This window comes from Erwinia sorbitola (genome assembly GCF_009738185.1).
GTDB classification, from domain to species: Bacteria; Pseudomonadota; Gammaproteobacteria; order Enterobacterales; family Enterobacteriaceae; genus Erwinia; species Erwinia sorbitola.
The window spans coordinates 3,019,045-3,044,321 of record NZ_CP046509.1 but is presented as its reverse complement, the minus strand read 5'-3'; the positions used below and the strand labels follow the sequence as shown (position 1 = coordinate 3,044,321).

General features: G+C 51.3%; 17 protein-coding genes. 12 read left to right on the top strand and 5 right to left on the bottom strand.

The features are described from left to right. Window positions 1-130 precede the first annotated feature (130 nt). Window positions 131-1,096 (bottom strand): thioredoxin-disulfide reductase, encoded by a 966-nt coding sequence (gene trxB / locus GN242_RS13660; RefSeq protein WP_154751948.1) that lies wholly within the window; start codon window positions 1,094-1,096, stop codon window positions 131-133. Window positions 1,097-1,624: 528 nt separating this feature from the next. Between trxB and lrp the strand changes: the two genes are divergently transcribed. The 6 genes from lrp (at window position 1,625) to GN242_RS13630 (ending at window position 10,676) form a co-directional block, all read left to right on the top strand. Further along, window positions 1,625-2,119 (top strand): leucine-responsive transcriptional regulator Lrp, encoded by a 495-nt coding sequence (gene lrp, locus GN242_RS13655; RefSeq protein ID WP_006118610.1) that lies wholly within the window; start codon window positions 1,625-1,627, stop codon window positions 2,117-2,119. A gap of 119 nt (window positions 2,120-2,238) precedes the next feature. Continuing rightward, the gene (locus tag GN242_RS22015; protein WP_156287664.1) at window positions 2,239-5,646 is read left to right on the top strand and encodes a DNA translocase FtsK 4TM domain-containing protein; all 3,408 of its coding nucleotides are present in this window, start codon (window positions 2,239-2,241) and stop codon (window positions 5,644-5,646) included. A 196-nt stretch (window positions 5,647-5,842) separates the two neighbouring features. Beyond that, a complete protein-coding gene (gene lolA, locus GN242_RS13645; protein WP_154751946.1) occupies window positions 5,843-6,454 on the top strand; it encodes an outer membrane lipoprotein periplasmic chaperone LolA in 612 nt (203 codons plus the stop codon). A gap of 7 nt (window positions 6,455-6,461) precedes the next feature. Continuing rightward, complete coding sequence (locus tag GN242_RS13640) at window positions 6,462-7,805, top strand: replication-associated recombination protein A (protein ID WP_156287663.1); 1,344 nt, start codon at window positions 6,462-6,464, stop codon at window positions 7,803-7,805. A gap of 92 nt (window positions 7,806-7,897) precedes the next feature. Further along, window positions 7,898-9,190 (top strand): serine--tRNA ligase, encoded by a 1,293-nt coding sequence (gene serS / locus GN242_RS13635; RefSeq protein ID WP_154751945.1) that lies wholly within the window; start codon window positions 7,898-7,900, stop codon window positions 9,188-9,190. 334 nt (window positions 9,191-9,524) lie between these two features. Further along, complete coding sequence (locus GN242_RS13630) at window positions 9,525-10,676, top strand: MFS transporter (RefSeq protein WP_156287662.1); 1,152 nt, start codon at window positions 9,525-9,527, stop codon at window positions 10,674-10,676. Between the two features lie 62 nt (window positions 10,677-10,738). Here the strand turns inward: GN242_RS13630 and pflA are convergent, their stop codons facing one another. From pflA to ycaO, 4 genes are all read right to left on the bottom strand, one after another. Beyond that, a complete protein-coding gene (gene pflA / locus GN242_RS13625; RefSeq protein ID WP_154751943.1) occupies window positions 10,739-11,479 on the bottom strand; it encodes a pyruvate formate lyase 1-activating protein in 741 nt (246 codons plus the stop codon). Window positions 11,480-11,614: 135 nt separating this feature from the next. After that, window positions 11,615-13,897: a formate C-acetyltransferase gene (pflB, locus tag GN242_RS13620; RefSeq protein WP_154751942.1), complete on the bottom strand. Its 2,283-nt coding sequence runs from the start codon at window positions 13,895-13,897 to the stop codon at window positions 11,615-11,617. Window positions 13,898-13,982: 85 nt separating this feature from the next. Next, the gene (gene focA / locus GN242_RS13615) at window positions 13,983-14,843 is read right to left on the bottom strand and encodes a formate transporter FocA (protein ID WP_156287661.1); all 861 of its coding nucleotides are present in this window, start codon (window positions 14,841-14,843) and stop codon (window positions 13,983-13,985) included. A gap of 368 nt (window positions 14,844-15,211) precedes the next feature. After that, complete coding sequence (gene ycaO / locus GN242_RS13610; protein ID WP_156287660.1) at window positions 15,212-16,969, bottom strand: 30S ribosomal protein S12 methylthiotransferase accessory factor YcaO; 1,758 nt, start codon at window positions 16,967-16,969, stop codon at window positions 15,212-15,214. A gap of 310 nt (window positions 16,970-17,279) precedes the next feature. On the opposite strand from ycaO, the gene serC reads away from it, so the two are divergent. The 6 genes from serC to GN242_RS13580 all read left to right on the top strand — a co-directional run bounded on the left by serC (window position 17,280) and on the right by GN242_RS13580 (window position 25,249). Further along, window positions 17,280-18,365 carry a 3-phosphoserine/phosphohydroxythreonine transaminase gene (gene serC / locus GN242_RS13605; RefSeq protein WP_154751940.1) on the top strand — a complete coding sequence of 362 codons (1,086 nt, stop codon included), beginning with the start codon at window positions 17,280-17,282 and terminating at the stop codon, window positions 18,363-18,365. 89 nt (window positions 18,366-18,454) lie between these two features. Continuing rightward, the gene (aroA, locus tag GN242_RS13600; RefSeq protein ID WP_154751939.1) at window positions 18,455-19,741 is read left to right on the top strand and encodes a 3-phosphoshikimate 1-carboxyvinyltransferase; all 1,287 of its coding nucleotides are present in this window, start codon (window positions 18,455-18,457) and stop codon (window positions 19,739-19,741) included. 147 nt (window positions 19,742-19,888) lie between these two features. After that, entirely contained in the window at window positions 19,889-20,572 is a 684-nt protein-coding gene (gene cmk, locus GN242_RS13595; protein WP_154751938.1) for a (d)CMP kinase, read from the top strand. Window positions 20,573-20,725: 153 nt separating this feature from the next. Continuing rightward, entirely contained in the window at window positions 20,726-22,399 is a 1,674-nt protein-coding gene (rpsA, locus tag GN242_RS13590; protein WP_154751937.1) for a 30S ribosomal protein S1, read from the top strand. 80 nt (window positions 22,400-22,479) lie between these two features. After that, on the top strand, window positions 22,480-22,767 hold the full coding sequence (gene ihfB / locus GN242_RS13585; protein ID WP_154751936.1) for an integration host factor subunit beta: 288 nt from the start codon (window positions 22,480-22,482) through the stop codon (window positions 22,765-22,767). 217 nt (window positions 22,768-22,984) lie between these two features. Next, window positions 22,985-25,249 carry a ComEC family protein gene (locus GN242_RS13580; protein ID WP_156287659.1) on the top strand — a complete coding sequence of 755 codons (2,265 nt, stop codon included), beginning with the start codon at window positions 22,985-22,987 and terminating at the stop codon, window positions 25,247-25,249. Window positions 25,250-25,277 lie beyond the last annotated feature (28 nt).

The window sequence follows — 25,277 nt, the reverse complement described above, 5'->3', positions numbered from 1 at the left end:
TGACGTAAACAGTAGAGAGGCAAAGGCCCCTGGAAGATTGGTGTCAAGCGTGGCAATGTTACAATGCGGAGGGTGAAAAGGCGACAGTTGTACGTCGCCTTTGGCAATATTAGCTCAGAGTTTTAACAACTTACTTATTATTTTTAACTAAACCATCCAGATAGCGCTCGGCATCCAGAGCGGCCATACAGCCGGTTCCGGCAGAGGTAATCGCCTGGCGATAGATATGATCCATCACATCGCCTGCGGCGAAGACACCTGGGATGCTGGTCTGGGTAGCATTCCCCTGAATACCGGACTGCACTTTGATATAGCCATTTTCCAGCGCTAACTGACCGTTGAAAATTGCGGTGTTAGGGCTGTGGCCGATGGCAACAAACAGGCCCGCGACGTCCAGCGTTTTGGTCTGATCGTCTTTGGTTGAACGCAGGCGGAGAGAGCTGACGCCCATCTGATCGCCCAGCACTTCATCCAGCGTGTGGTCAGTATGCAGCACGATATTGCCATTTTTGACCTTCTCATTCAGACGATCAATCAGAATTTTTTCCGCACGGAAGCTGTCACGGCGGTGGATCAGGTGCACTTCGGCTGCGATATTTGCCAGATAAAGTGCCTCTTCCACTGCGGTGTTGCCCCCGCCAATCACCGCGACCTTCTGATTACGGTAGAAGAAACCGTCACAGGTGGCGCAGGCTGAGACCCCACGACCTTTGAACGCCTCTTCAGACGGCAGCCCCAGGTAACGTGCTGAAGCTCCTGTAGCGATGATCAGTGCATCTGCGGTGTACTCGCCTTCATCGCCGGTCAGGCGGAATGGACGGTTTTGCAGATCAACACTGTGGATATGGTCGAAGATGATCTCGGTGTTAAATTTCACCGCATGTTCGTGCATACGCTCCATCAGCAGTGGCCCGGTAAGCTCGTTAGCATCGCCAGGCCAGTTTTCCACGTCTGTGGTGGTGGTCAACTGACCGCCTTTTTCCAGACCGGTGATTAACACCGGGTTCAGGTTAGCGCGGGCTGCGTACACGGCGGCGGTATAGCCTGCCGGTCCTGAACCCAGAATCAGTAATTTACTGTGTTTAGCCGTACCCATGAAACCCTCATTAATTAACTGGCGAACCTATCTCTGGATTGTAGGGAATTTGGCGAGGCAAAAAAAGCGTTCTGCGATTTTGTTAACAATTAATGAAAAAGGTTTCATCAATCAACAGTGAGGGCAGGAGACAGTACTGCTGAAAAAAGCTGCATTTTGCTGACGTACGGGCATTTTAAGCGGCTAAATTGTCATTAAAAAACAGACAGACAGCATTCACTTTGGCATGTTGTACTGATTTTGTTTGTTTTGCTTTGACAATCGGCTGCGCTTTTGCGAAAACATTATGGGGAGCAGGGTGTATCTGGTCGTGCATAGCAGGGTTTCATCCCGAATTTTGCACTTATTGCCCGATATACTTAGCCTGTTATTTGGAATGACGCATGGTGTGGACAGACAACATGCGTCATGCAGATAGGGCGTTTAACAACGTCACAGGCTCAATGTCTTCACTTAGATCAACCCTGTTACATTAAGTCGTTCAGGGTATGGCGGGTAAAGGGAAGGAATTTAAGAGAGACAATAATAATGGTAGACAATAAAAAACGGCCGGGTAAAGACCTCGATAGAATTGACCGCAATATCCTGAATGAACTGCAAAAGGATGGGCGAATTTCGAACGTCGAGCTTTCCAAGCGCGTAGGCTTATCACCAACGCCATGCCTGGAACGTGTTCGTCGTCTGGAGCGTCAGGGCTTTATTCTCGGATATACCGCGCAGTTAAACCCGCATTATCTGGATGCGTCACTGCTGGTATTCGTTGAGATTACTCTGAATCGTGGTGCGCCGGATGTGTTTGAGCAATTTAACGCCGCTGTACAAAAACTTGAGGAAACTCAAGAGTGTCACCTTGTTTCCGGTGATTTTGACTATCTGCTGAAAACGCGTGTGCCGGATATGTCTGCGTACCGCAAGTTGCTTGGTGAAACCTTGCTGCGTCTGCCGGGTGTGAACGATACCCGTACCTACGTAGTGATGGAAGAAGTGAAACAAAGTAACCGGTTAGTGATTAAAACTCGGTAACACAGGGCAGGTGCAAAACCTGTTAGTTTTCGGTACACTCCTGTGAATTCATACAGGTTCAGCGCCGGGCATGCCCGGCGCTGTTGCCTCCATAGTTTACAGGCACCTGGAGAGTACTCTTGAGCCAGGAATACACAGAAGATAAAGACGTTTCATTAGAACCGTTGAGCAGCGGGCGTCGCCTGCTGGAAGCGTTATTAATTGTTGTTGCTCTTTTCGCCATCTATCTGATGGTGGCACTGGTGAGCTTCAATCCGTCCGATCCCAGTTGGTCACAAACCGCCTGGCACGAACCTATTCACAACCTCGGTGGTGGGGTGGGCGCGTGGCTGGCAGATACGCTATTCTTTATTTTTGGCGTGATGGCTTACGCCCTTCCCCCGGTAATATTAGGTCTTTGTTGGATCACCTTCAGCCGCCGCCATTTCCAGGAATACATCGATTACTTTGCTGTCGCCCTGCGTCTGATTGGCGTGCTGGCGCTGGTGGTAACCTCATGTGGTCTTGCCGCACTGAATGCTGATGATATCTGGTACTTCGCCTCTGGCGGGGTGATCGGCAGCCTGTTAAGCAGTGCAATGGCTCCGTACTTTAGCGGGCCAGGCGGCACACTGACGTTGCTGTGTATTTGGGCTGCCGGGCTGACTCTCTATACCGGCTGGTCCTGGCTTACCATCGCTGAAAAAATTGGTGGAGTGGTGATGGGCGTTCTGACTTTTGCCAGCAACCGCTCACGTGCCGATGAACAGTGGCATGAAGATGACTACGATGATGAAGTTGAAGAGCCGGTGGCGAAACGTAGTGCGCAGACGCGTACTGACGACAGCGACGACGTGCTGCTAACCAAACCCCAGCCTTTGTATGCGGAAGATGATGAAGAAGAACAGGGTGACCCGCTGCTGGCTAAACCCTCAGTCAGCGTCACTCCTTCAGCTCCTGCCTCGCAGCCTGCTGCTGTTGCACCTGCCGCACCTGCCGCACCTGCTGCTCCGGTCACAGCGCCGGTTCAGGAGCATGCCGCACCTGCCGATGTTCAGGTTTCCACTCCGGTAGCACCGCCGCAGCCCTCGCTGTATCGCTTCGAAGTTCCGGCGGAAGCTGAAACACCAGCCCCGGATCATACAATTGATGATGATGGCCCTAAGATGGGCAACTGGCAGAATGCATCAACATCACCGTTTGATTTCTCTACCCAACATGCATCGCATCCTGCTTCTGTAGCAGCTGCCGCGACTGGTGCTGCTATTGGTGCTGTCGCTCACTCTGCCAGTAGTAACACGCCGTTTATGCCGGGCTTTACGGCAACCAGCGGTGACGATCTCAATCCGCAGGTTAAGCAGGGGATTGGCCCTGAGCTGCCGCGCCCGAACCCGGTTAAATTGCCTACCCGTCGCGAACTGGCCTCCTACGGTATTAAGCTACCTTCTCAGCGTATGGCGGAAGAAAAAGCTAAAGAGCAAGAGATGCGCCAACCTGAAATTGCAGCAGTGCCTGATAACACTTCCTGGCAGGCTGCGTCGCCGGATGAACAGGATGAAGCAGAGCAGGCCCAGCTGCGCGAAGCATTCCTGGCGCGTGAACAGCAGCGCTACGGAGAAGAATTTGCTCCCGAAGATGAAGAGGCGTTGCAACAGGCAGCGCTTGCCCGTCAGTTTGCGGAACAGCAGCAACAGCGTTATGCGTCTGAAGCACAAACCCCTCTTCCGGCCTTTACGCTCGACACATCCGGCGCATTTGATTTCTCACCGATGGACGACCTGGTGGATGATGGCCCTGTAGAGCCGCTATTCACCCTGTCGGCAGCTCCTGAGGCAGAACCTGCTGCTCCGGTGCAGTCGCAGTGGCAACAGCCTGAAGCAGTGCAGACGCCCGCTCCTGCACCGGCACCTGTTGTGCAGCCTGCCGCGCCTGCCTGGCAGCCCGCAGCGGCTCCTGTCACTCCTGCTCCAGTAACGCAGCCAGTCAGGCCGCAGGAACCGGATATGGACAGTCTGATTCACCCGTTCCTGATGCGCGATGAACGTCCAACTTATAAACCGACGACTCCATTGCCAACGCTCGATCTGTTAGCATCGCCGCCAGCCGAAACTGAGCCGGTAGACCAGTTTGCACTGGAACAGACTGCGCGTCTGATCGAAGCACGTCTGGCCGACTATCGTGTTAAGGCGGAAGTCGTGGGGTATTCACCAGGCCCGGTCATTACACGGTTTGAACTCGATCTGGCACCGGGGGTTAAAGCGGCGCGTATCTCCAACCTCTCACGCGATCTGGCTCGTTCACTGTCAGCAGTAGCCGTGCGTGTGGTGGAAGTCATTCCAGGCCGCCCGTATGTCGGGCTGGAACTGCCTAATCTTAACCGTCAGACGGTATATCTGCGTGAAGTGCTGGACTGTCCAGCATTCCGTGATAACCCGTCACCTTTGTCGATTGTGTTGGGGAAAGATATTTCCGGGGATCCGGTTGTCGCCGATTTAGGCAAAATGCCTCACCTGCTGGTTGCCGGTACTACCGGTTCCGGTAAATCGGTGGGCGTGAATGCCATGATCCTCAGTATTCTTTATAAAGCCACGCCGAAAGAAGTGCGCTTTATTATGATCGACCCGAAAATGCTTGAGCTGTCAGTGTACGAAGGAATTCCACATCTGTTAACCGATGTGGTCACCGACATGAAAGATGCGGCTAATGCGCTTCGCTGGTGCGTGGTGGAGATGGAGCGCCGCTATAAGCTGATGTCAGCTCTGGGCGTGCGTAATATTGCGGGTTATAACGAAAAAGTAGATATGGCTGAGGCAATGGGGCGGCCAATCCCCGATCCGTTCTGGAAGCCAACCGATAGCATGGAGATGACGCCACCGGTTCTGGAAAAAGAGCCTTATATCGTGGTGATGGTGGATGAATTTGCCGATCTGATCATGACGGTGGGTAAAAAGGTTGAAGAGTTGATCGCCCGCCTGGCACAGAAAGCACGTGCGGCAGGTATTCACCTGGTGCTGGCAACGCAGCGGCCATCGGTTGATGTGATTACCGGTCTGATTAAGGCTAACATCCCGACGCGTATTGCCTTTACGGTATCCAGCAAAATTGACTCCCGCACCATCCTCGATCAGAGTGGCGCAGAATCGCTGCTGGGCATGGGGGATATGCTCTATCTGGCACCGAACTCATCCATACCGGTTCGTGTGCATGGCGCATTTGTACGTGACCAGGAAGTGCATGCGGTAGTTAAAGACTGGAAAGCGCGTGAACGACCTCAGTATAAAGAGGGCATCCTGAGCGGCGGTGAAGACTCTGAGTCCGGCGCGGGTGGTGTAGATGGCGATGAAGAGCTGGATCAGCTGTTCGATCAGGCTGTAGAGTTTGTGGTCGACAAGCGCCGGGCCTCTATTTCCGGTGTTCAGCGGCAGTTCCGTATTGGCTATAACCGTGCTGCGCGTATCATTGAACAGATGGAAGCGCAGGGGATTGTCTCGTCACCGGGGCATAACGGTAATCGTGAGGTGCTGGCACCACCACCGCACGAGCGTTAAAAATTGCAGAGATAACGACCCAAGGGCCAGGCATTGCCTGGCCCGTTGAATTCCTGATAGCAGCCCCAATATTTGCATGATGCGGCCAGGGGGAATTAGGTTTTTTCTCCTGTTGTTGTTATCAGCACCTGGCTAAAGTTATCCACGTCACGCTTAACCCGAAACGGGATACAAGAGTTTCAATAAGGATGCCGTAATGAAAAAATTAATGATTTCCTGCTGTGTGCTGGCTGCTTTTTCTTCTGTTGCTGCCTGGGCTGATGCTTCCGGCGATTTACAACAGCGCCTTGATAAGGTGAAAAGCTTCCATGCCACCTTTAATCAAAAGGTGACCGACAGCAGCGGCGCTTCTGTACAGGACGGGGAAGGGGAAATGTGGGTTCAGCGCCCGAATCTGTTCAACTGGCATATGACTGCGCCGGATGAAAGTACCCTGATTTCTGATGGTAAAACACTCTGGTTCTATAACCCATTTGTCGAGCAGGTCAGCGCCAGCTGGTTGAAAGATGCCACCAGCAATACGCCATTTATGCTGATTGCCCGTAACCAGTCGAGTGACTGGAAACAGTATAATATTGCTCAGAAAGGTGACGATTTCTCACTGACGCCTAAAAATGCCGATGGTAATCTGAAGCAGTTCACCATCAACGTGGCACCCAACGGAACCATCAACCAGTTTAGCGCGGTTGAGCAGGACGGACAGCGCAGCAGCTATACGCTGAAGAGCCAGCAAAACGGTAGTATCAGCGCCGATAAGTTCAAGTTCACTCCACCTAAAGGCGTGACCGTGGACGACCAGCGTCAGTGAGGTTTGCGTGAGTAACCTGTCCCTCGATTTTTCCCGCAATGAGTTTCAGCCTCTGGCCGCGCGTATGCGGCCACGAACTCTGGCCGAGTATATCGGCCAGCAGCATCTGCTGGCTGCGGGTAAACCGCTGCCGCGTGCGATTGAGGCCGGTCATCTTCACTCGATGATTCTTTGGGGGCCTCCGGGGACGGGGAAAACCACGCTGGCAGAGATCATCGGCCACTACGGTCAGGCTGATGTGGAACGTATTTCGGCTGTTACCTCCGGCGTCAAAGAGATCCGCGAAGCGATCGAGCGTGCGCGACAGAATCGCAATGCCGGACGCCGTACTATCCTGTTTGTTGATGAAGTCCACCGCTTTAATAAAAGTCAGCAGGACGCCTTTCTCCCGCATATAGAAGACGGCACTATTACTTTTATTGGTGCTACCACGGAAAATCCCTCATTTGAGCTGAACTCTGCGCTGTTATCCCGCGCCCGTGTCTATTTGTTGAAATCCCTTGCCACCGAAGATATCGCCGCAGTGCTTGATCAGGCGATGCACGACAGTGAGCGCGGCTACGGCAGTGAGAACATTATCCTGCCGGAAAACACCCGCAATATGATCGCCGAGTTGGTTAACGGCGATGCCCGTCGCGCGCTGAACACGCTGGAAATGATGGCAGATATGGCCGAGGTGAACAGTAACGGCAAGCGTGAACTGACACCGCAGTTGCTTAATGAAGTGTCTGGCGAACGGAGCGCGCGCTTTGATAACAAAGGCGACCGTTTCTACGATCTGATCTCAGCGCTGCATAAATCGGTACGCGGATCGGCACCTGATGCCGCCCTCTACTGGTATGCGCGTATTATCACCGCTGGTGGTGATCCCCTCTATGTCGCACGACGTTTGCTGGCAATTGCTTCAGAAGATGTCGGCAATGCCGATCCGCGAGGGATGCAGGTAGCGATTTCTGCATGGGATTGCTTTACCCGCGTTGGCCCTGCGGAAGGTGAGCGAGCGATAGCGCAGGCGATTGTTTATCTGGCCTGTGCGCCAAAAAGTAACGCTGTTTATACCGCATTTAAAGCGGCGATGCGTGATGCGCGAGAAAACCCTGATTATGATGTTCCCGAGCATTTGCGCAATGCACCCACCAAACTAATGAAGGAAATGGGGCTGGGCGCGGAATACCGCTACGCTCACGATGAGCCTAATGCTTATGCCGCCGGTGAGGATTATTTCCCGCAGCAAATGGCGCAAACCCGCTATTACCGTCCGACCTCACGCGGGCTGGAAGGTAAGATTGGTGAAAAGCTCGCCTGGTTGGTTGAACAGGATCAAAATAGTCCGACAAAGCGCTACCGCTAACAGTGACGTTGCGGTAAGGTTAGCAATGAATTCAACGCATTCGATATGTCGGTGCGTCCCTTCTTTATTCACTCAATCATCACAGGACAAGCATGCTCGATCCCAATCTACTGCGTACTGAGCCAGACGCAGTCGCTGAAAAACTGGCACGCCGTGGCTATAAGCTGGACGTTGATACGCTGCGCGCACATGAAGAGCGTCGTAAAGTACTGCAGGTTGAAACTGAAAACCTGCAAGCTGAGCGTAACTCTCGATCCAAATCCATCGGGCAGGCCAAAGCACGTGGGGAAGATATCGAGCCATTGCGTCAGGAAGTGAATGTTCTGGGCGAGCGCCTGGACGCTGCTAAAGCAGAGCTGGATGCGCTGCTGACCAGCATCAATGACTTTTCGCTGGCGATCCCCAACATCCCTGCGGATGTGGTTCCGCTCGGCAAAGACGACAGTGAAAACCTGGAAATCAGCCGCTGGGGTGAACCGCGCAAGTTTGACTTTGCGGTGCGTGACCACGTAGAGCTGGGTGAAATGGCCGCAGGCCTTGATTTTGCCGCAGCGGTAAAACTGACCGGTTCACGCTTTATCGTGATGAAGGGCCAGATTGCGCTGATGCATCGCGCTCTGAGCCAGTTTATGCTTGATCTGCATACCGAACAGCATGGCTACCAGGAAACCTACGTACCTTATCTGGTAAATCATGCCAGCCTGTACGGTACGGGGCAGCTGCCTAAGTTTGGCGAAGATCTGTTCCATACCCGCCCGCTGGAAGAAGAAGCCTCCAGCAGCAACTATGCGCTGATCCCGACTTCAGAAGTTCCGCTGACCAACCTGGTGCGCGATGAGATTCTGGAAGAAGAATCACTGCCGATCAAAATGACTGCTCACACCCCATGCTTCCGTTCCGAAGCCGGGGCATATGGGCGTGATACGCGCGGCCTGATCCGTATGCACCAGTTTGATAAAGTTGAAATGGTGCAGATAACGCGTCCGGAAGATTCGATGGATGCGCTCGAAGAGCTGGTAGGTCATGCAGAGAAAGTGCTGCAACTGCTCAACCTGCCATACCGTAAAGTTCTGCTGTGTACCGGTGATATGGGCTTTGGTTCGCACAAAACCTACGATCTGGAAGTGTGGCTGCCTGCGCAGGACACTTATCGCGAGATCTCTTCCTGCTCAAATATGGGTGATTTCCAGGCCCGCCGGATGAAAGCACGCTGCCGTCCACGCGGTGAAAAAGCGACTCGCCTGGTACATACCCTTAATGGTTCTGGTCTGGCCGTGGGTCGTACTTTGGTTGCGGTGCTGGAAAACTATCAGCAGGCGGACGGTCGTATTGAAGTGCCGGAAGTTCTGCGCCCTTATATGAAAGGCCTGGAATTTATTGGCTAAACTCTCCAGTGTAATCGTGCCGCATATAAGTTACTGGCGGTCAGGATAGCTAAAGAGAGTATGATCGAAAGACCCGCCGCTGGCGGGTTTTTTATTGTCTGCGATTAAGCAAAATTGATCATGGACAAAAGCGTTAACCGCCGATTAATTATATGTAAATTCAATAAGATAAATTTGCACACCGGGTGAGGTCAAATAGCTCTAACCTGTTGAAGATAAAAAATTTAAATCGGTTAGCGGCAAATCGTGCGATCGGATTTTATAGTGCTTTTCCAAATGCTTGCTGAGTGGCATGATGCGCGCAAAATCTCCCTCGTTTTGGTTCCCCATCATTATGTCCATCTGGTCACGTCCTGTTCTGGTGCTGCTGTGCGGCTTGCTGCTGCTGACAGTTTCAATTGCCGTGCTCAATACGCTGGTGCCGCTCTGGCTCACGCATGATGCACTGCCGACGTGGCAGGTAGGGATCGTCAGCTCCTCTTACTACTGTGGGAACCTGCTGGGTACATTGGTTGCTGGCTGGCTGATTAAACGCGTTGGTTTTAACCACAGTTACTATCTGGCATCGCTGATATTTGCTCTGGCTACTCTTGCCCTGGCGCTGGGGACGGGCTTCTGGTCGTGGGCGCTGTGGCGGTTTGTTGCTGGTATCGGCTGTGCTTTGATTTGGGTCGTTGTGGAAAGCGCATTGCTGTGTAACGGAACGCTGCAAAACCGTGGACGCCTGCTGGCTGCATATATGATCATTTATTACATTGGTACCGTGGCAGGGCAATTACTGGTCAGTAAAGTCTCCACTGAATTGATGCACGTGTTGCCATGGGTAAGCAGTGTGATACTGGCGGCAGTTCTGCCTCTGGTGTTCTGCCGCGTGACTGCGCGTCAGGAAAATGAAGAGACTCCGGCAGGGCGGCTGTGGCCGATGCTGCGCCGACGCAATGCGCGTCTGGGTATTAACGGCTGTATTATATCGGGCATTGTGTTGGGTTCGTTATATGGTCTGATGCCTCTCTATCTCTCTCATCAGGGTATGAGTGACTCAACTGTTGGCTACTGGATGGCTCTGCTGGTCAGTGCGGGGATTCTTGGTCAATGGCCGGTAGGGCGGCTTGCCGATCGTTATGGACGGCTGCTGGCGCTGCGGGTACAGGTATTTGTCGTTATCCTGGGGGCGCTGGCGATGTTGAGTAATGCCGCCATGGCACCTGCGCTGTTCATTCTTGGCTGCGCCGGATTTACCCTTTATCCGGTCGCAATGTCCTGGGCTTGCGAAACTGTCGCTCACCATGAACTGGTGGCCATGAATCAGGCGCTGCTACTGAGTTATACCCTGGGCAGCCTCGCAGGCCCGACGATGACTTCAATGCTGATGCAGAGCTACTCCGACCGGTTATTATTTGTCATGATTGCCGGGGTCGCGCTGGTCTATCTGGTGATGCTGCTGCGTAAAGCCGATCACCATGCTAATCCAGTGGCTCATGCATAAACTCAGTACAAAAAAAAGCTGACCTGCAAAGGTCAGCTCTGATCTTCTGTACTGTCTGCGGCTTAATACATCACGTAGTGACCGTAGCTTTCGAGAATACCTTTCACTCGCTCCATGGTATCGGCTTTTGGTGGGTGAACGCCGTCCAGCTTGTACTCTTCTCCCATTGCCACCCATTTATGCTTGCCGAGTTCGTGATACGGCAGCAGTTCGATTTTCTCCACGTTGCCCATATCGCGCGTAAACTCACCCAGACGGTGAGCGGAATCATCATCATCTGAGTAGCCAGGTACCACCACATAGCGGATCCAGGTACGAATATTACGCTTGGAGAGATAACGGGCGAAATCGAGCGTACGGTGGTTGGAGACGCCGACCAGAATCTGGTGTACGTCATCATTAATCTGCTTAAGGTCGAGCATCACAAGGTCAGTAACGTCCAGTAGTTCGTCGATCACCGGATCATAGCGGCGAACAAAGCCGTTGGTATCCAGACAGGTGTTAATCCCTTCGGCTCTGCATGCACGGAACCAGTCACGCACGAACTCGGCTTGCAGGATAGCCTCTCCTCCGGATGCGGTTACGCCACCGCCAGAAGCGTTCATAAAGTGGCGATAGGACACCACATCTTTCATTAGCTCTTCAACGGTGATCTCTTTGCCACCGTGCGTATCCCAGGTATCACGGTTATGGCAATACAGGCAGCGCATCAGGCAGCCCTGGAAGAAGGTGATAAAACGGATGCCGGGGCCATCTACAGTCCCGCACGATTCAAAAGAGTGGATGCGACCGATTACTGACATTGCGATGAATTCTCCACGGTGACACAGTCTTTAGCTGTGTTAAGTCTGTTTTGGCAGTAGTCCGTATCAGGCGACTGACAAAACCGGCTGTGGTGAACAGGCTCCCGTGAGGGAGCCTGTCAGAGCGCGCGAGTCTTACATTGACTGTGTAAAGGTACGTGTAATCACGTCCTGCTGCTGCTCTTTAGTCAGTGAGTTGAAGCGAACTGCATAGCCTGATACGCGGATGGTGAGCTGCGGATATTTTTCCGGGTTCTCCATTGCTTCAAGCAGCATTTCACGGTTCATCACGTTAACGTTGAGGTGCTGGCCGCCTTCAATGCTGGCTTCGTGATGGAAATAACCATCCATCAGACCGGCAAGGTTGGTTTTACGCACATCGTCGTTTTTACCCAGAGCATTTGGCACGATGGAGAAGGTATAAGAGATACCATCTTTCGCGTAGGCAAACGGCAGTTTAGCAACGGAGGTCAGAGAGGCAACAGCACCTTTCTGGTCGCGACCGTGCATTGGGTTTGCGCCTGGGCCGAATGGTGCGCCAGCACGACGTCCGTCCGGAGTGTTACCTGTTTTCTTACCATACACCACGTTAGAGGTAATGGTCAGCACGGACTGAGTTGGCACCGCATTACGGTAGGTTTGCAGTTTCTGAATTTTTTTCATGAAACGTTCAACCAGGTCGCAGGCAATGTCATCAACGCGTGAGTCGTTATTACCAAACTGCGGATATTCACCTTCAATTTTGAAGTCAACCGCCAGGCCATCTTCATCACGAATGGTGGATACTTTGGCATATTTAATGGCAGACAGTGAGTCAGCAGCAACTGACAGACCAGCGATACCACAAGCCATAGTACGGTAAACATCACGGTCATGCAGCGCCATCAGCGAAGCTTCATAGCTGTATTTGTCGTGCATGTAGTGGATAACGTTCAGCGCAGTCACATACTGTTTTGCCAGCCAATCCATAAAGTGATCCATACGGGCCAACACTTTATCGTAGTCCAGCACTTCATCCATCATTGGCGCTTCTTTCGGGCCAACCTGCATTTTCATTTTTTCATCCACGCCGCCGTTGATTGCATACAGCATGGTTTTTGCCAGGTTAGCACGTGCACCGAAGAACTGCATCTGTTTGCCGACAATCATCGGGCTAACACAGCAGGCGATGGCGTAGTCATCGTTGTTAAAGTCAGGGCGCATCAGATCATCATTCTCGTATTGCAGAGATGATGTATCGATGGAAACTTTAGCCGCGTATTTTTTGAAGTTCAGTGGCAGTTTTTCAGACCACAGAATAGTCATGTTTGGTTCTGGTGAAGGCCCCATGGTGTACAGGGTATTCAGGAAGCGGAAGGTATTTTTAGTTACCAGAGTACGTCCGTCAACACCCATACCGCCCAGAGATTCTGTTGCCCAGATTGGGTCACCTGAGAACAGTTCATCGTACTCAGGGGTACGCAGGAAGCGCACCATACGCAGTTTCATTACCAGGTGGTCGATCAGTTCCTGTGCTTCCAGTTCAGTGATTACGCCTGCTTTCAGGTCGCGCTCAAAGTAGATATCCAGGAAGGTAGAAACGCGACCAAAGGACATGGCAGCACCGTTCTGTGATTTCACCGCAGCCAGGTAGCCGAAGTAAGTCCACTGTACAGCTTCTTTCGCACTGGTAGCCGGGCCAGAGATATCGCAGCCATATTTCGCTGCCATCTCTTTAATCTGCTGAAGGGCATGATGCTGGTCAGCAATCTCTTCGCGCAGGCGAATAGTCGCTTCCAGGTTAACGCCATTTTCCATATCGCTCTGAAGCGAAGTGAACTGAGCGAATTTGTCTTTCATCAGAGCGTCGATGCCGTACAGTGCTACGCGACGGTAGTCACCAATGATACGACCACGACCATATGCATCTGGCAGACCAGTCAGCACACCTGATTTACGGCAACGCAGAATGTCTGGAGTATAGACATCGAAAACACCCTGGTTGTGAGTTTTGCGGTATTCGGTGAAGATTTTTTTCACTGATGGGTCAAGTTCACGGCCATACACTTTGCATGAACCTTCAACCATTTTAATGCCGCCGAAAGGAATCAGGGCACGTTTCAGTGGGGCTTCAGTCTGTAAACCAACAATTTTTTCCAGGCTTTTATTAATATAGCCTGCATCGTGTGAAGTGATGGTAGATGGCAGGTCAGTATCAAAGTCAACCGGCGCGTGAGTGCGGTTTTCTTGTTTGATGCCTTCCATAACTTTGTCCCACAGAGCAGTCGTTGCCTCTGTGGCACCGGCCAGGAACGCTTCGTCGCCTTCATACGGTGTGTAGTTTTTCTGAATGAAGTCACGGACGTTAACGCTGGTCTGCCATTCACCCTGTGCAAAGCTTTCCCAGGCTTTCGCCATTTTTTGATTAAGCTCGGTCATTTGATACCTACCTTATAACGTGAAGTTCGTTGTACGTTCCCGCCGGGTGAAATCACACCGACGGTTGCAATAATCTGTCTATGGGTTAGTTGTGATGGTCGCCATCACGTAGATAAATCACCCAGTAGGTTAAACCAACCATTAAACCACCACCGATAATATTGCCGATTGTCACCGGGATCAGGTTATCAGTAATAAAATGGCCTACGGTCAGATGTGAAAACTGTTCTGCACTAGCCCCGGTAACTTGCCAGAACTCAGGGGTAGCAAACTCTTTAATGATAATACCCATGGGAATAAGGAACATGTTGGCGATGCTGTGCTCAAAGCCGCTGGCAACAAACATCGCAACGGGCAACACCATGGCAAACATTTTGTCCAGAAGACTACGGCCGGAGTAACTCATCCATACCGCCATACAGACCATCAGATTTGCCAGAATGCCAAGGCAAACTGCTTCGATGAAAGTATGGTGCATCTTGTGGTCAGCGGTTTGCAGGACATTCAGTCCCCAGGCACCGTTGGCGGCCATATATTGGCCGGCAAACCATATCAGAGCGACAAAGAAGATGGCGCCGATAAAGTTGCCCACATAGACGATAATCCAGTTGCGGGCGAGCTGCGCCCATGTGATGCGACCGCTTGCTTTAGCAACCACCGTAAGAACGGTAGAAGTAAACAGGTCAGCACCGCACACAACAACTAACATCAGACCCAGTGAAAAGCAGATACCACCAACCAGTTTAGCCAGGCCCCAGGGGACAGCTGCCGTACCAGTCGTTGCGGTGATATAAAAAGCAAAGGCGATGGAGATAAAAACCCCAGCGGTGATTGCCAGAAAAAAAGTAGTGAAGGGTTGTTTCGTTGCTTTATAGACGCCAGCGTCTTCGGCAACTTTTGCCATTTCGGACGGTAACAGTAGATCAAAGGGGTTGCCAGCTTTCACTAACGTTCTCCCAAAAGTAGTCAGCGAAGGAAGTTTAACAAAGGAGTATAGGTGAGAATTTGATGTGGATCATATAGCGTCAGCAATCAGAGCGCTAAGGCCCTGTTTTATGTATGGTTTAACTAGTTATCTTGTTGTTTTATATGCTATAAAACTTTTTTAATAATTAAAAAAATATTTGAATCTCACAGGCTTTGCAGGGATACGAGAGTGAAGAAACAACAGCAAATATAGAGTAATTGTGACAATAAAAAAGGTAACAGCCTGTGCTGTTACCTTTTATTAACTAACCGTTCTACTAGTGGATGAGAAAATAATAAAGGCTTATTCGTTTAACGTTTAAGGTTGAATCAGCCTTAAAAAACTTATTATTTCCAGTTTGAGCGTTTTGCATCCTGAAGTTTTTCGTAAGCAGCCAGTAAAGCCTGATGTGCAGGGAATGCTTTCAGGTCGCTGTCGACGCTCTGCAAACCATAAAACGGTGCTTCACCACTGATTGCAGCAGAAGCTTTATCCATCGCTTCCTGACCATACATACGTACAAACGCCGTGTGGTACTGCAACGGATCGCGTCCTTCTTCCTGGCTCAACAGCAGCAGTGTTTGCAGGCAACGATAATAGTTGGCGCGTTCAGCACTGAAGATGGACTGGTTGAATTCCATTGTCCACTCTGTCCAGATTAGCGCCTGCTCCAGATCGCCAGCAGCAAGTGCCAGCATCGCTTTCAGCTCGCCAATACGCAGTGTGTACCAGCCATTATCTTTTCCTGTTGCCAGCCCCAGCAGTTCACGCACACGGGTAAAGTCATCATGTCCATCTTCATCCAGCTGTTCCAGCAGGGAGAGATAGTCTGATTTTTCCCAGCTGCTTTCTGGCAGGCTGAGAAGCGTATCTCGCAGATAAGCACCCATGCTGTTATTCGCCAGCAGGAGATCTTCTGCCGGATAGATATCAGACATGCCTGGTACGATAATACGGCAGGCATAAACATCAAGATGCTCATAGTCAGCAATGTAGACTTCCTGATCTTCTGACTTGAAGATAGCCATCAAAGTGGCGAACTCTTCTTCAGTGGTGCCTTTGAAGCTCCAGTCTGCGAACGGGTAATCCGCATCATCCTTGAACATATCCCATGAGATCAGGCCGCTGGAATCGATAAAGTGAGTTTCCAGGTTAGCGTGCTCGGCCACTTCTTCATCATCGAAGGTTGGCGGTGTGAAGACATCAAGATCTTTCAGGCCGCGCCCCTGCAACAACTCAGTGACGGTACGCTCCAGAGCCACACCAAAGTCAGGATGGGCACCAAATGAAGCGAAGCAGGTACCGTTGGCTGGATTAAACAGCACGACACAAATAACCGGATACTTGCCGCCCAGAGAGGCATCATAGGAGAAGATAGGGAAACCTTCTGCTTCCAGCGAGGCAATGGCCTCAACGACGCCAGGGTAGCGGTTTAATACTTCCTGCGGAATAGTCGGCAGGCTGATAGATTCTGCGATGATTCGGTTCTTGATATAACGCTCAAACACCTCGGACAGGCCCTGAACGCGAGCTTCGTTAGCAGTGTTACCGGCGGACATACCGTTTGAGACATACAGGTTGCCGATGATGTTCATCGGGATATAGACCGTTTGCTGATCTGACTGGCGGGTAAATGGCAGGCCGCAGATACCGCGCGCAGCATTACCCGATTGCAAATCAACCAAATCGCTGGCGCTTACTTCGTCTTCGGGATCGTAAAACTTGCGCAGACGGGCATCAAGGATACCTTCTGGCAGCTGATCGTCATCCGGCAGCGGGAACCATTTTTCGTTAGGATAGTGAACGAAATCGCCGTTCGCGATCTTCTCGCCCAGCCAGAAGTCGGCAAAGAAATAGTTGGTGGACAGGCGTTCAAAGTACTCACCCAGCGCAGAGGCCAGGGCCGCTTTTTTGCTCGCGCCTTTACCGTTAGTAAAGCACAGCGGACAGTCGCGGTCGCGAATATGAACTGACCAGACATTTGGAACCGGGTTCAGCCAGGATGCTTCTTCAATATTGAAGCCAAGATCCTGTAGCTTTTGCTGAAAGCGTGCGATGGATACTTCCAGCGCGGCATCTTTGCCTGGGATATAAGTTTGAGTCATTTAGCCCACTTGTTATTGATTGTGCGGAAAGCGCGCAATGATACGGGGTTTCCGGCGGATTCGCTATCTGGCATCAGTAATTTCATTGATGGCAAGAATCCCATTTTTCAGTGAAAATTGAACCGGTCTGTTTTTGAAACGGGAAAACGCCTCACAAAATATCGTCTGCCATTACATTATCCCTACAAGCTGTTGCGACACAGCTCGATGAACTTGCAGGGTGACCGGATAAATCATTGCAGCAACGGGGTGGCAATGATAAAACCGATAAAGTAATCAAAACCGATTGATATAAAAGTGGTGAGGGGAAATGAGTCAGGTTTTCAATTTTAGCTCAGGCCCGGCTATGTTGCCGGTAGAAGTGCTTCGTCGCGCTGAACAGGAACTTTGCAACTGGCAGGGTTTAGGAACTTCAGTCATGGAGATCAGCCACCGTAGTAAGGAATTTATCCAGGTTGCTGAAGAGGCTGAAAAAGATTTTCGTGATCTGCTGAAAATCCCCTCCAACTACAAAGTTTTGTTCTGCCACGGCGGTGCTCGTGCTCAGTTTGCGGCGGTGCCGATGAACCTGCTGGGTAACCATGCAACAGCGGACTATATCGATGGTGGATACTGGGCAGCCAGCGCGGTTAAAGAAGCGCAAAAATACTGTACTCCAAACGTTATCGATGCCAAAACGACGGTAGATGGCTTGCGCGGCATTAAGCCGATGAGTGAGTGGAAGCTCTCTGATGACGCTGCGTATGTTCATTACTGTCCGAATGAGACGATTGACGGTATTGCTATTCCGGAAGCCCCGGACTTTGGCGATAAAGTGGTAGTGGCAGATTTCTCGTCAACGATCCTGTCATCTCCTATTGATGTAAATCGTTACGGTGTGATTTATGCCGGTGCACAGAAAAACATCGGGCCTGCGGGTTTAACGCTGGTGGTAGTTCGTGAAGATCTGCTAGGCCAGGCGCGTAAAGAACTGCCTTCTATCCTTGATTATAAAGTTCTTGCTGAAAATGATTCCATGTTCAATACGCCGCCAACCTTTGCCTGGTATCTCTCCGGGCTGGTATTTAAGTGGCTGAAAGAGCAGGGTGGTGTGGCTGAACTGGATAAACGTAACCAGGAAAAAGCGGATCTACTGTATAGCACCATTGATAACAGCAGCTTCTACCGCAATGACGTAGCAGTGGCTAACCGTTCACGTATGAACGTACCATTCCAGCTGGCTGATGCAGCACTGGATAAGCTGTTCCTTGAAGAGTCCTTTGCTGCCGGTTTACATGCTCTTAAGGGCCATCGTGTTGTCGGCGGTATGCGCGCCTCGATTTACAATGCGATGCCGTTGCAGGGAGTGAAGACGCTAACCGACTTTATGGTCGACTTCGAACGTCGTCACGGCTAAGGTACGGCAGCATTTGCAATAAGTTTTGAACCTGAAACCCCGCAGCCCAGCGGGGTTTCATTGCAATTATTTTGGAGAATACGTTTCACATGCAGGATTCCCTGACGTTACAACCTATCGCCCTGGTCGACGGCACCGTTAACCTTCCTGGTTCCAAGAGCGTATCTAATCGTGCTTTGCTGCTGGCCGCACTGGCAAAAGGCACCACCCGCCTGACTAATCTGCTCGATAGCGATGATGTCCGCCATATGCTCAATGCATTGCAGGCTCTGGGTGTTCATTTCACACTGTCTGCGGATCGCACGGTATGTGAAGTTTTAGGACAGGGCGGTGCGCTTCAGGCTGAAGGTTCGCTTGAGCTGTTCCTTGGCAACGCCGGAACAGCAATGCGTCCGCTGGCTGCTGCGTTGTGTCTGGGTAGCAATGACATTGTGCTTACCGGTGAACCGCGTATGAAAGAGCGCCCAATCGGACATCTGGTTGACGCTTTGCGTCAGGGCGGAGCAGACGTTGAATATCTGGAGCAGGAAGATTATCCCCCCCTGCGCCTGAAAGGCGGTTTCCGTGGTGGTGAGGTTGCCGTAGACGGCAGTGTTTCCAGTCAGTTTCTGACTGCACTGTTGATGACCGCTCCTCTGGCTGACGATGACACACGCATCGTGATTAAAGGCGATCTGGTTTCAAAACCCTATATTGATATTACGCTGAATCTGATGGCGACTTTTGGCATTAAGGTTGAGAACGAAGAGTACCGTGCATTCCGTATCCGTGGTCAACAACAGTATCAGACACCGGGGGAATACCTGGTTGAGGGAGATGCCTCTTCAGCATCTTATTTCCTGGCTGCGGCTGCCATCAAAGGTGGAACCGTGAAAGTGACCGGTATCGGTCGCAACAGCATGCAGGGTGATATCCGTTTTGCTGATGTGCTGGAAAAAATGGGAGCCAGTATAGAATGGGGCGATGATTTTATTGCCTGTACGCGTGGTGAGCTTAATGCCATCGACCTGGATATGAATCATATTCCCGATGCCGCGATGACAATTGCGACCGCTGCTCTGTTCGCTAAAGGCACAACCGTGCTGCGCAATATCTATAACTGGCGTGTAAAAGAAACTGACCGCCTTGCAGCTATGGCTATTGAACTGCGTAAAGTGGGTGCCGAAGTGGAAGAGGGCCATGACTTCATTCGTATCACTCCGCCAGCGAATATTCAGTTTGCTGAAATTGGTACATACAACGACCATCGTATGGCGATGTGTTTCTCGCTGGTGGCTCTCTCCTCAACCCCAGTGACTATCCTTGATCCGAAATGTACGGCGAAAACTTTCCCTGACTACTTCGAGCAGCTTGCCCGCATCAGTAAGCTGGCCTGACGGATAACTTCGTACAGTTGCGTACCGTTTACAGCAGAATACGGTGCGCAACCAACGCAGTTGCAGCTTCAGGCATGAAGAGTATAATGCGCGTCGATATTTGCCCTGGCACCTGATGCCCCGGCATTCCACCGACAGGAGAACGACATGATGGCAATAGCCCCAGTGATCACCATTGATGGCCCAAGTGGTGCAGGGAAAGGTACATTGTGTAAAGCGATGGCCGAGGCGTTGCAGTGGCACCTGTTGGATTCTGGTGCAATTTATCGCGTTCTGGCTCTTGCGGCTCTTCACCATCAGGTGGATATTGCGTCTGAAGAGGCTTTAGTGCCGATTGCTGCTCACCTTGATGTGCGTTTTGTTTCTAACAACGGCGAAATGGAAGTGATTCTGGAAGGGGAAGATGTTTCTGGTGCCATTCGCACTCAGGATGTCAGTAACACCGCCTCTAAAGTGGCTGCATTTCCTCGCGTTCGTGAAGCTTTATTGCGTCGTCAGCGCGGCTTCAGGGATTTTCCAGGGCTGATTGCCGATGGCCGCGATATGGGTACGGTAGTTTTCCCTGATGCACCCGTAAAAATTTTCCTTGATGCCAGCTCGGAAGAGCGAGCAAACCGCCGTATGCTACAGTTGCAGGAAAAGGGCTTTAATGTTAACTTTGAGCGCCTTTTATCTGAGATAAAAGAGCGTGATGAGCGTGACCGCAATCGTTCTATCGCACCTCTGGTGCCAGCTGATGATGCCTTAGTGCTTGATTCAACTACGATGTCGATTGAGCAGGTAATTGAAATTGCGTTAAAATATGCGCGTGAAAAACTCGCATTGGCGTAAATTTCAGCTACGCTTTATCACCTCTGCATAAGCTACGGCTCGCAGAAAGATTTATCTAACTCTGTGATAAGGATGTCATGGAGCATGTGAAACAACCCCACCCGTCAGGATGTCAGGTGGACGTTAAATTGAAGAATCCTGAAGATTATCAATATGACTGAATCTTTTGCTGAACTATTTGAAGAATCCCTAAAAACAATCGAAACCCGTCCGGGTTCCATCGTTCGTGGCGTTGTTGTCTCTATCGACAAAGACGTAGTCCTGGTTGATGCGGGTCTGAAATCTGAATCTGCGATCCCTGCAGAGCAGTTCAAGAACGCAGCCGGCGAACTGGAAATCCAGGTAGGCGACGAAGTTGACGTTGCGCTGGATGCAGTGGAAGACGGCTTCGGTGAAACTCTGCTGTCTCGTGAAAAAGCTAAACGTCACGAAGCGTGGATCACACTGGAAAAAGCTTACGAAGATGCTGAAACTGTTACCGGTGTTATCAACGGCAAAGTTAAAGGTGGCTTCACAGTTGAGCTGAATGGCATTCGTGCGTTCCTGCCAGGTTCACTGGTAGATGTTCGTCCGGTGCGCGATACGCTGCACCTGGAAGGCAAAGAGCTTGAGTTCAAAGTCATCAAGCTGGATCAGAAACGTAACAACGTTGTTGTTTCACGTCGTGCGGTAATCGAATCCGAAAACAGCGCAGAGCGCGATCAGCTGCTGGAAAACCTGCAGGAAGGCATGGAAGTTAAAGGTATCGTTAAGAACCTCACTGACTACGGTGCATTCGTTGATCTGGGCGGCGTTGACGGCCTGCTGCACATCACTGACATGGCTTGGAAACGCGTTAAGCACCCAAGCGAAATCGTCAATGTTGGCGACGAAATTACTGTAAAAGTACTGAAATTCGACCGCGAGCGTACCCGTGTTTCTCTGGGTCTGAAGCAGCTGGGCGAAGATCCATGGGTTGCTATCGCGAAACGTTACCCAGAAGGCACCAAGCTGACTGGTCGTGTAACCAACCTGACCGACTACGGCTGCTTCGTTGAAATCGAAGAAGGCGTTGAAGGCCTGGTACACGTTTCTGAAATGGACTGGACCAACAAAAACATTCACCCATCTAAAGTTGTTAACGTTGGTGATGTTGTTGAAGTTATGGTTCTGGACATCGACGAAGAACGTCGTCGTATCTCCCTGGGTCTGAAGCAGTGCAAATCTAACCCATGGCAGCAGTTTGCAGAAACCCACAACAAGGGCGACCGTGTTGAAGGTAAAATCAAGTCAATCACTGACTTCGGTATCTTCATCGGCCTGGACGGCGGCATCGATGGCCTGGTTCACCTGTCTGACATCTCCTGGAACGCTACCGGAGAAGAAGCAGTACGTGAATACAAGAAAGGCGACGAAATCGCTGCTGTGGTTCTGCAAGTTGACGCAGAGCGCGAGCGTATCTCCCTGGGCGTTAAGCAGCTGGCAGAAGATCCGTTCAACAACTACATCTCTCTGAACAAGAAAGGTGCAATTGTTAACGGTAAAGTGACTGCAGTTGACGCTAAAGGTGCTACAGTTGAATTAGCAGACGGCGTTGAAGGCTACCTGCGTGCTTCTGAAGCATCGCTGGATCGCGTAGAAGACGCAACTCTGGTTCTGAACGTTGGCGACGATGTAGAAGCTAAGTTCACCGGTGTAGACCGTAAGAACCGCGTTGTTAGCCTGTCTGTTCGTGCAAAAGACCAGGCTGACGAGAAAGAAGCTATCAACACTGTTAACACCAAACAGGAAGAAGGCAACTTCTCTAACGCAATGGCTGAAGCTTTCAAAGCAGCTAAAGGCGAGTAATCGCTTTCAGGGCAGCGTGAGCTGCCCTGTGCCGTCGTTAGTGTCAGAACTTTCCCTAGTAAGGATTAACCGGAGGTTATATGACCAAGTCAGAACTTATTGAAAGACTTGCCAGCCAGCACTCTCATATTCCGGCGAAAGTCGTTGAGGATGCGGTAAAAGAGATGCTTGAACATATGGCAACAACGTTGTCAGATGGAGAACGCATTGAAATCCGGGGATTTGGCAGCTTCTCTTTACACTATCGTGCACCTCGTACTGGCCGTAACCCGAAAACGGGCGATAAAGTGGAGTTGGAAGGTAAATACGTTCCACACTTCAAGCCAGGTAAAGAGCTGCGCGATCGCGCTAATATATACGGCGGCTAATACCTCAGGGTATTGCGATGAATCGATAAAACGACACTCCGGTGTCGTTTTTTTTTGGCTGTAGAAAACTGCTGCCATGCGAGATGTTGCGCAAATTTATTTTATGCCACTGCAATGGCGTCGATAGTTTGCGAGCCGTCTGCTGAAACCTCCCTGACTGGCGTGATCCCTGAACCTGCTTGCTACAGACTGGCATGACTTGACCGAGGGAGGAGAAATGTCGTTAACCGTCAACCGAGTGGCATGGAGCGTAATCGCCGCTACCTTACCATTAAATTTTTTGCCCCAGCTGCCAGAGACACTTGTCCTCCTGCCTGTACTTCTGTTGGCGTCAGGTATGGCATACTTCCGCGTCCCGCTGTCTAAAGAACTGGCACTAACAGTGCTCATTTTTATCGGAGCGGTGAGTGCAGCGCAATCCATACTGAAACAGACGGAACAGCTGACCCAGGGCCCTGTACAGAGCGAAGTCCTTGTAAAAAGCGTGCTGCCAGACGGAGAACGGATCAAAGCCCGACTAGTGCGCTACCAGGGGCAGATAATATTCCCTCCCGTATATGCCACCCTGAGAATCCGGCAACAGAATATCGCTTATTGTCCCGGCCAGCGCTGGAATATGCGGCTTGCGCTGCGCCCGGTGCATGCCCAGCTTAATGAGGGAGGATTTGATCGTCAGCGTTACGCCCTTGCTAACCATACTCCGCTAATGGGTAAGGTGCTGTCAGCTGAGGCCATTGATGAGCAATGTAACTGGCGCAGCAGGGTGATTAGTTCAGCGCAAAAAAACTACGCGCATCTGCCCTGGCAGGCGTTAATTTCCGCACTTGCTTTTGGTGAAAGAGCTGAAGTGAGCCATGAAACTAATCAGCTGTTACGGGAAACAGGCACCGCACATCTGATGGCCATTTCAGGGATGCATATCGCCCTTGCTGCCAGCTTTGGCTGGGTACTGGCCCGTGGTATTCAGTTTTTTTTCCCGGCATGGGCCATCGGCTATCGTTTCCCTCTGTTTTGCGGCCTGCTGATTGCGCTGGTTTACGGCTGGCTGTCTGGCGGCAATCCTCCTGCAATACGGGCAGTGCTGGCTTTAATGCTCTGGAATTTGTTCCGCCTGCAAGGTATCAACTGTCATGGCTGGCAGGTATGGAGCATGTGCATTGCACTTATCCTGTTTTTTGATCCGCTCAGTGTGCTTTCGGATAGCCTGTGGCTGTCAGCGCTGGCAGTAGCGGGTTTGCTGATGTGGTATCACTTCTTTCCTCTTCCGCTGCGTTTTACACGTCAGAAACGCTGGTTTTTACTCCGGCTGCTTCACCTCCAGCTTGGCATGATGGTGTTACTGATGCCTGTGCAGGCGCTGCTGTTTCATGGTTTTGGCCTGAGCTCACTGGCCGCAAATTTATGGGCAGTACCGCTAATATCACTCCTGACAGTCCCACTTATTTTGCTCGCCACGGCTTGCAACATGATTCCCTGGGTCAATCAGATATTATGGGAATGGGTTGATCATTCCCTAGCGCTGGTCTTTATTCCGCTGCAACATTTACCACGCGGCTGGGTACCGCTAAATCAAACGCTGGCCGCTGCCAGCCTGCTGTGCTGGCTGTTTTTACTCAGCCTGCGTTTTGGCTGGTGGCGTACCTCACCGGTGAGCTTACTAAGCGTTACTTTACTGTTATGCAGCTGGCGCAATGCGGGACAACAGCCTGAATGGCGCGTCGATATGCTGGATGTCGGGCACGGACTGGCGGTGGTCATTTCACGCCAGGGTGAGGCCACGCTCTATGACACCGGGCATCGCTGGCCGGGTGGCGATGCTGCGCGTACGCATATTCTTCCCTGGCTGGCATGGCAAGGGTTACAGGTAAGCAATATTATTATCAGCCATGCTCACCTTGACCATATTGGTGGTCTGGAGAGTGTGCAGGCGGCATTTCCGTCGGCAGTGGTACACAGTGCGCTGGATCGCAAGGAGCATTTGCCCTGTCGTAAAGGCGTTCAATGGCGCTGGCAGGGTTTACAATTTCATGCGCTGTGGCCCCCCGAAGATGAGAAAAGGGAAGGGAATAATCAGTCATGCGTTGTGCTGGTCACGGATGGGAAATGGCGTGTGCTGCTGACGGGGGATTTGGAAACTGCGGGAGAATTACAGCTGGTGACTGAACAGCGCACCAGTCTCGCGGCAGATCTGCTTCAGGTGCCACATCACGGCAGTAAGACCTCATCGTCCCCGCCTTTCCTGCGAGCGGTGGCCGCGAAAACAGCGATGGCCTCTGCCGCTCGCTACAGCCCCTGGCGTTTACCTGCCGCGCAGATTATTCAGCGTTACGCGAAAAATCATATTGAATGGCGTGATACGGCGCTCTCCGGGCAGATCAGCGCACGATTTTTTATTGATAACTGGCAACTTATGGGGTTAAGAGAACAAATAATGAACCGTTGGTACCATCAGTGGTTTGGCGTAGTCAGGGATTCCAGGTAGAATAAGCGGCTATTTCATTCAAAGCTGG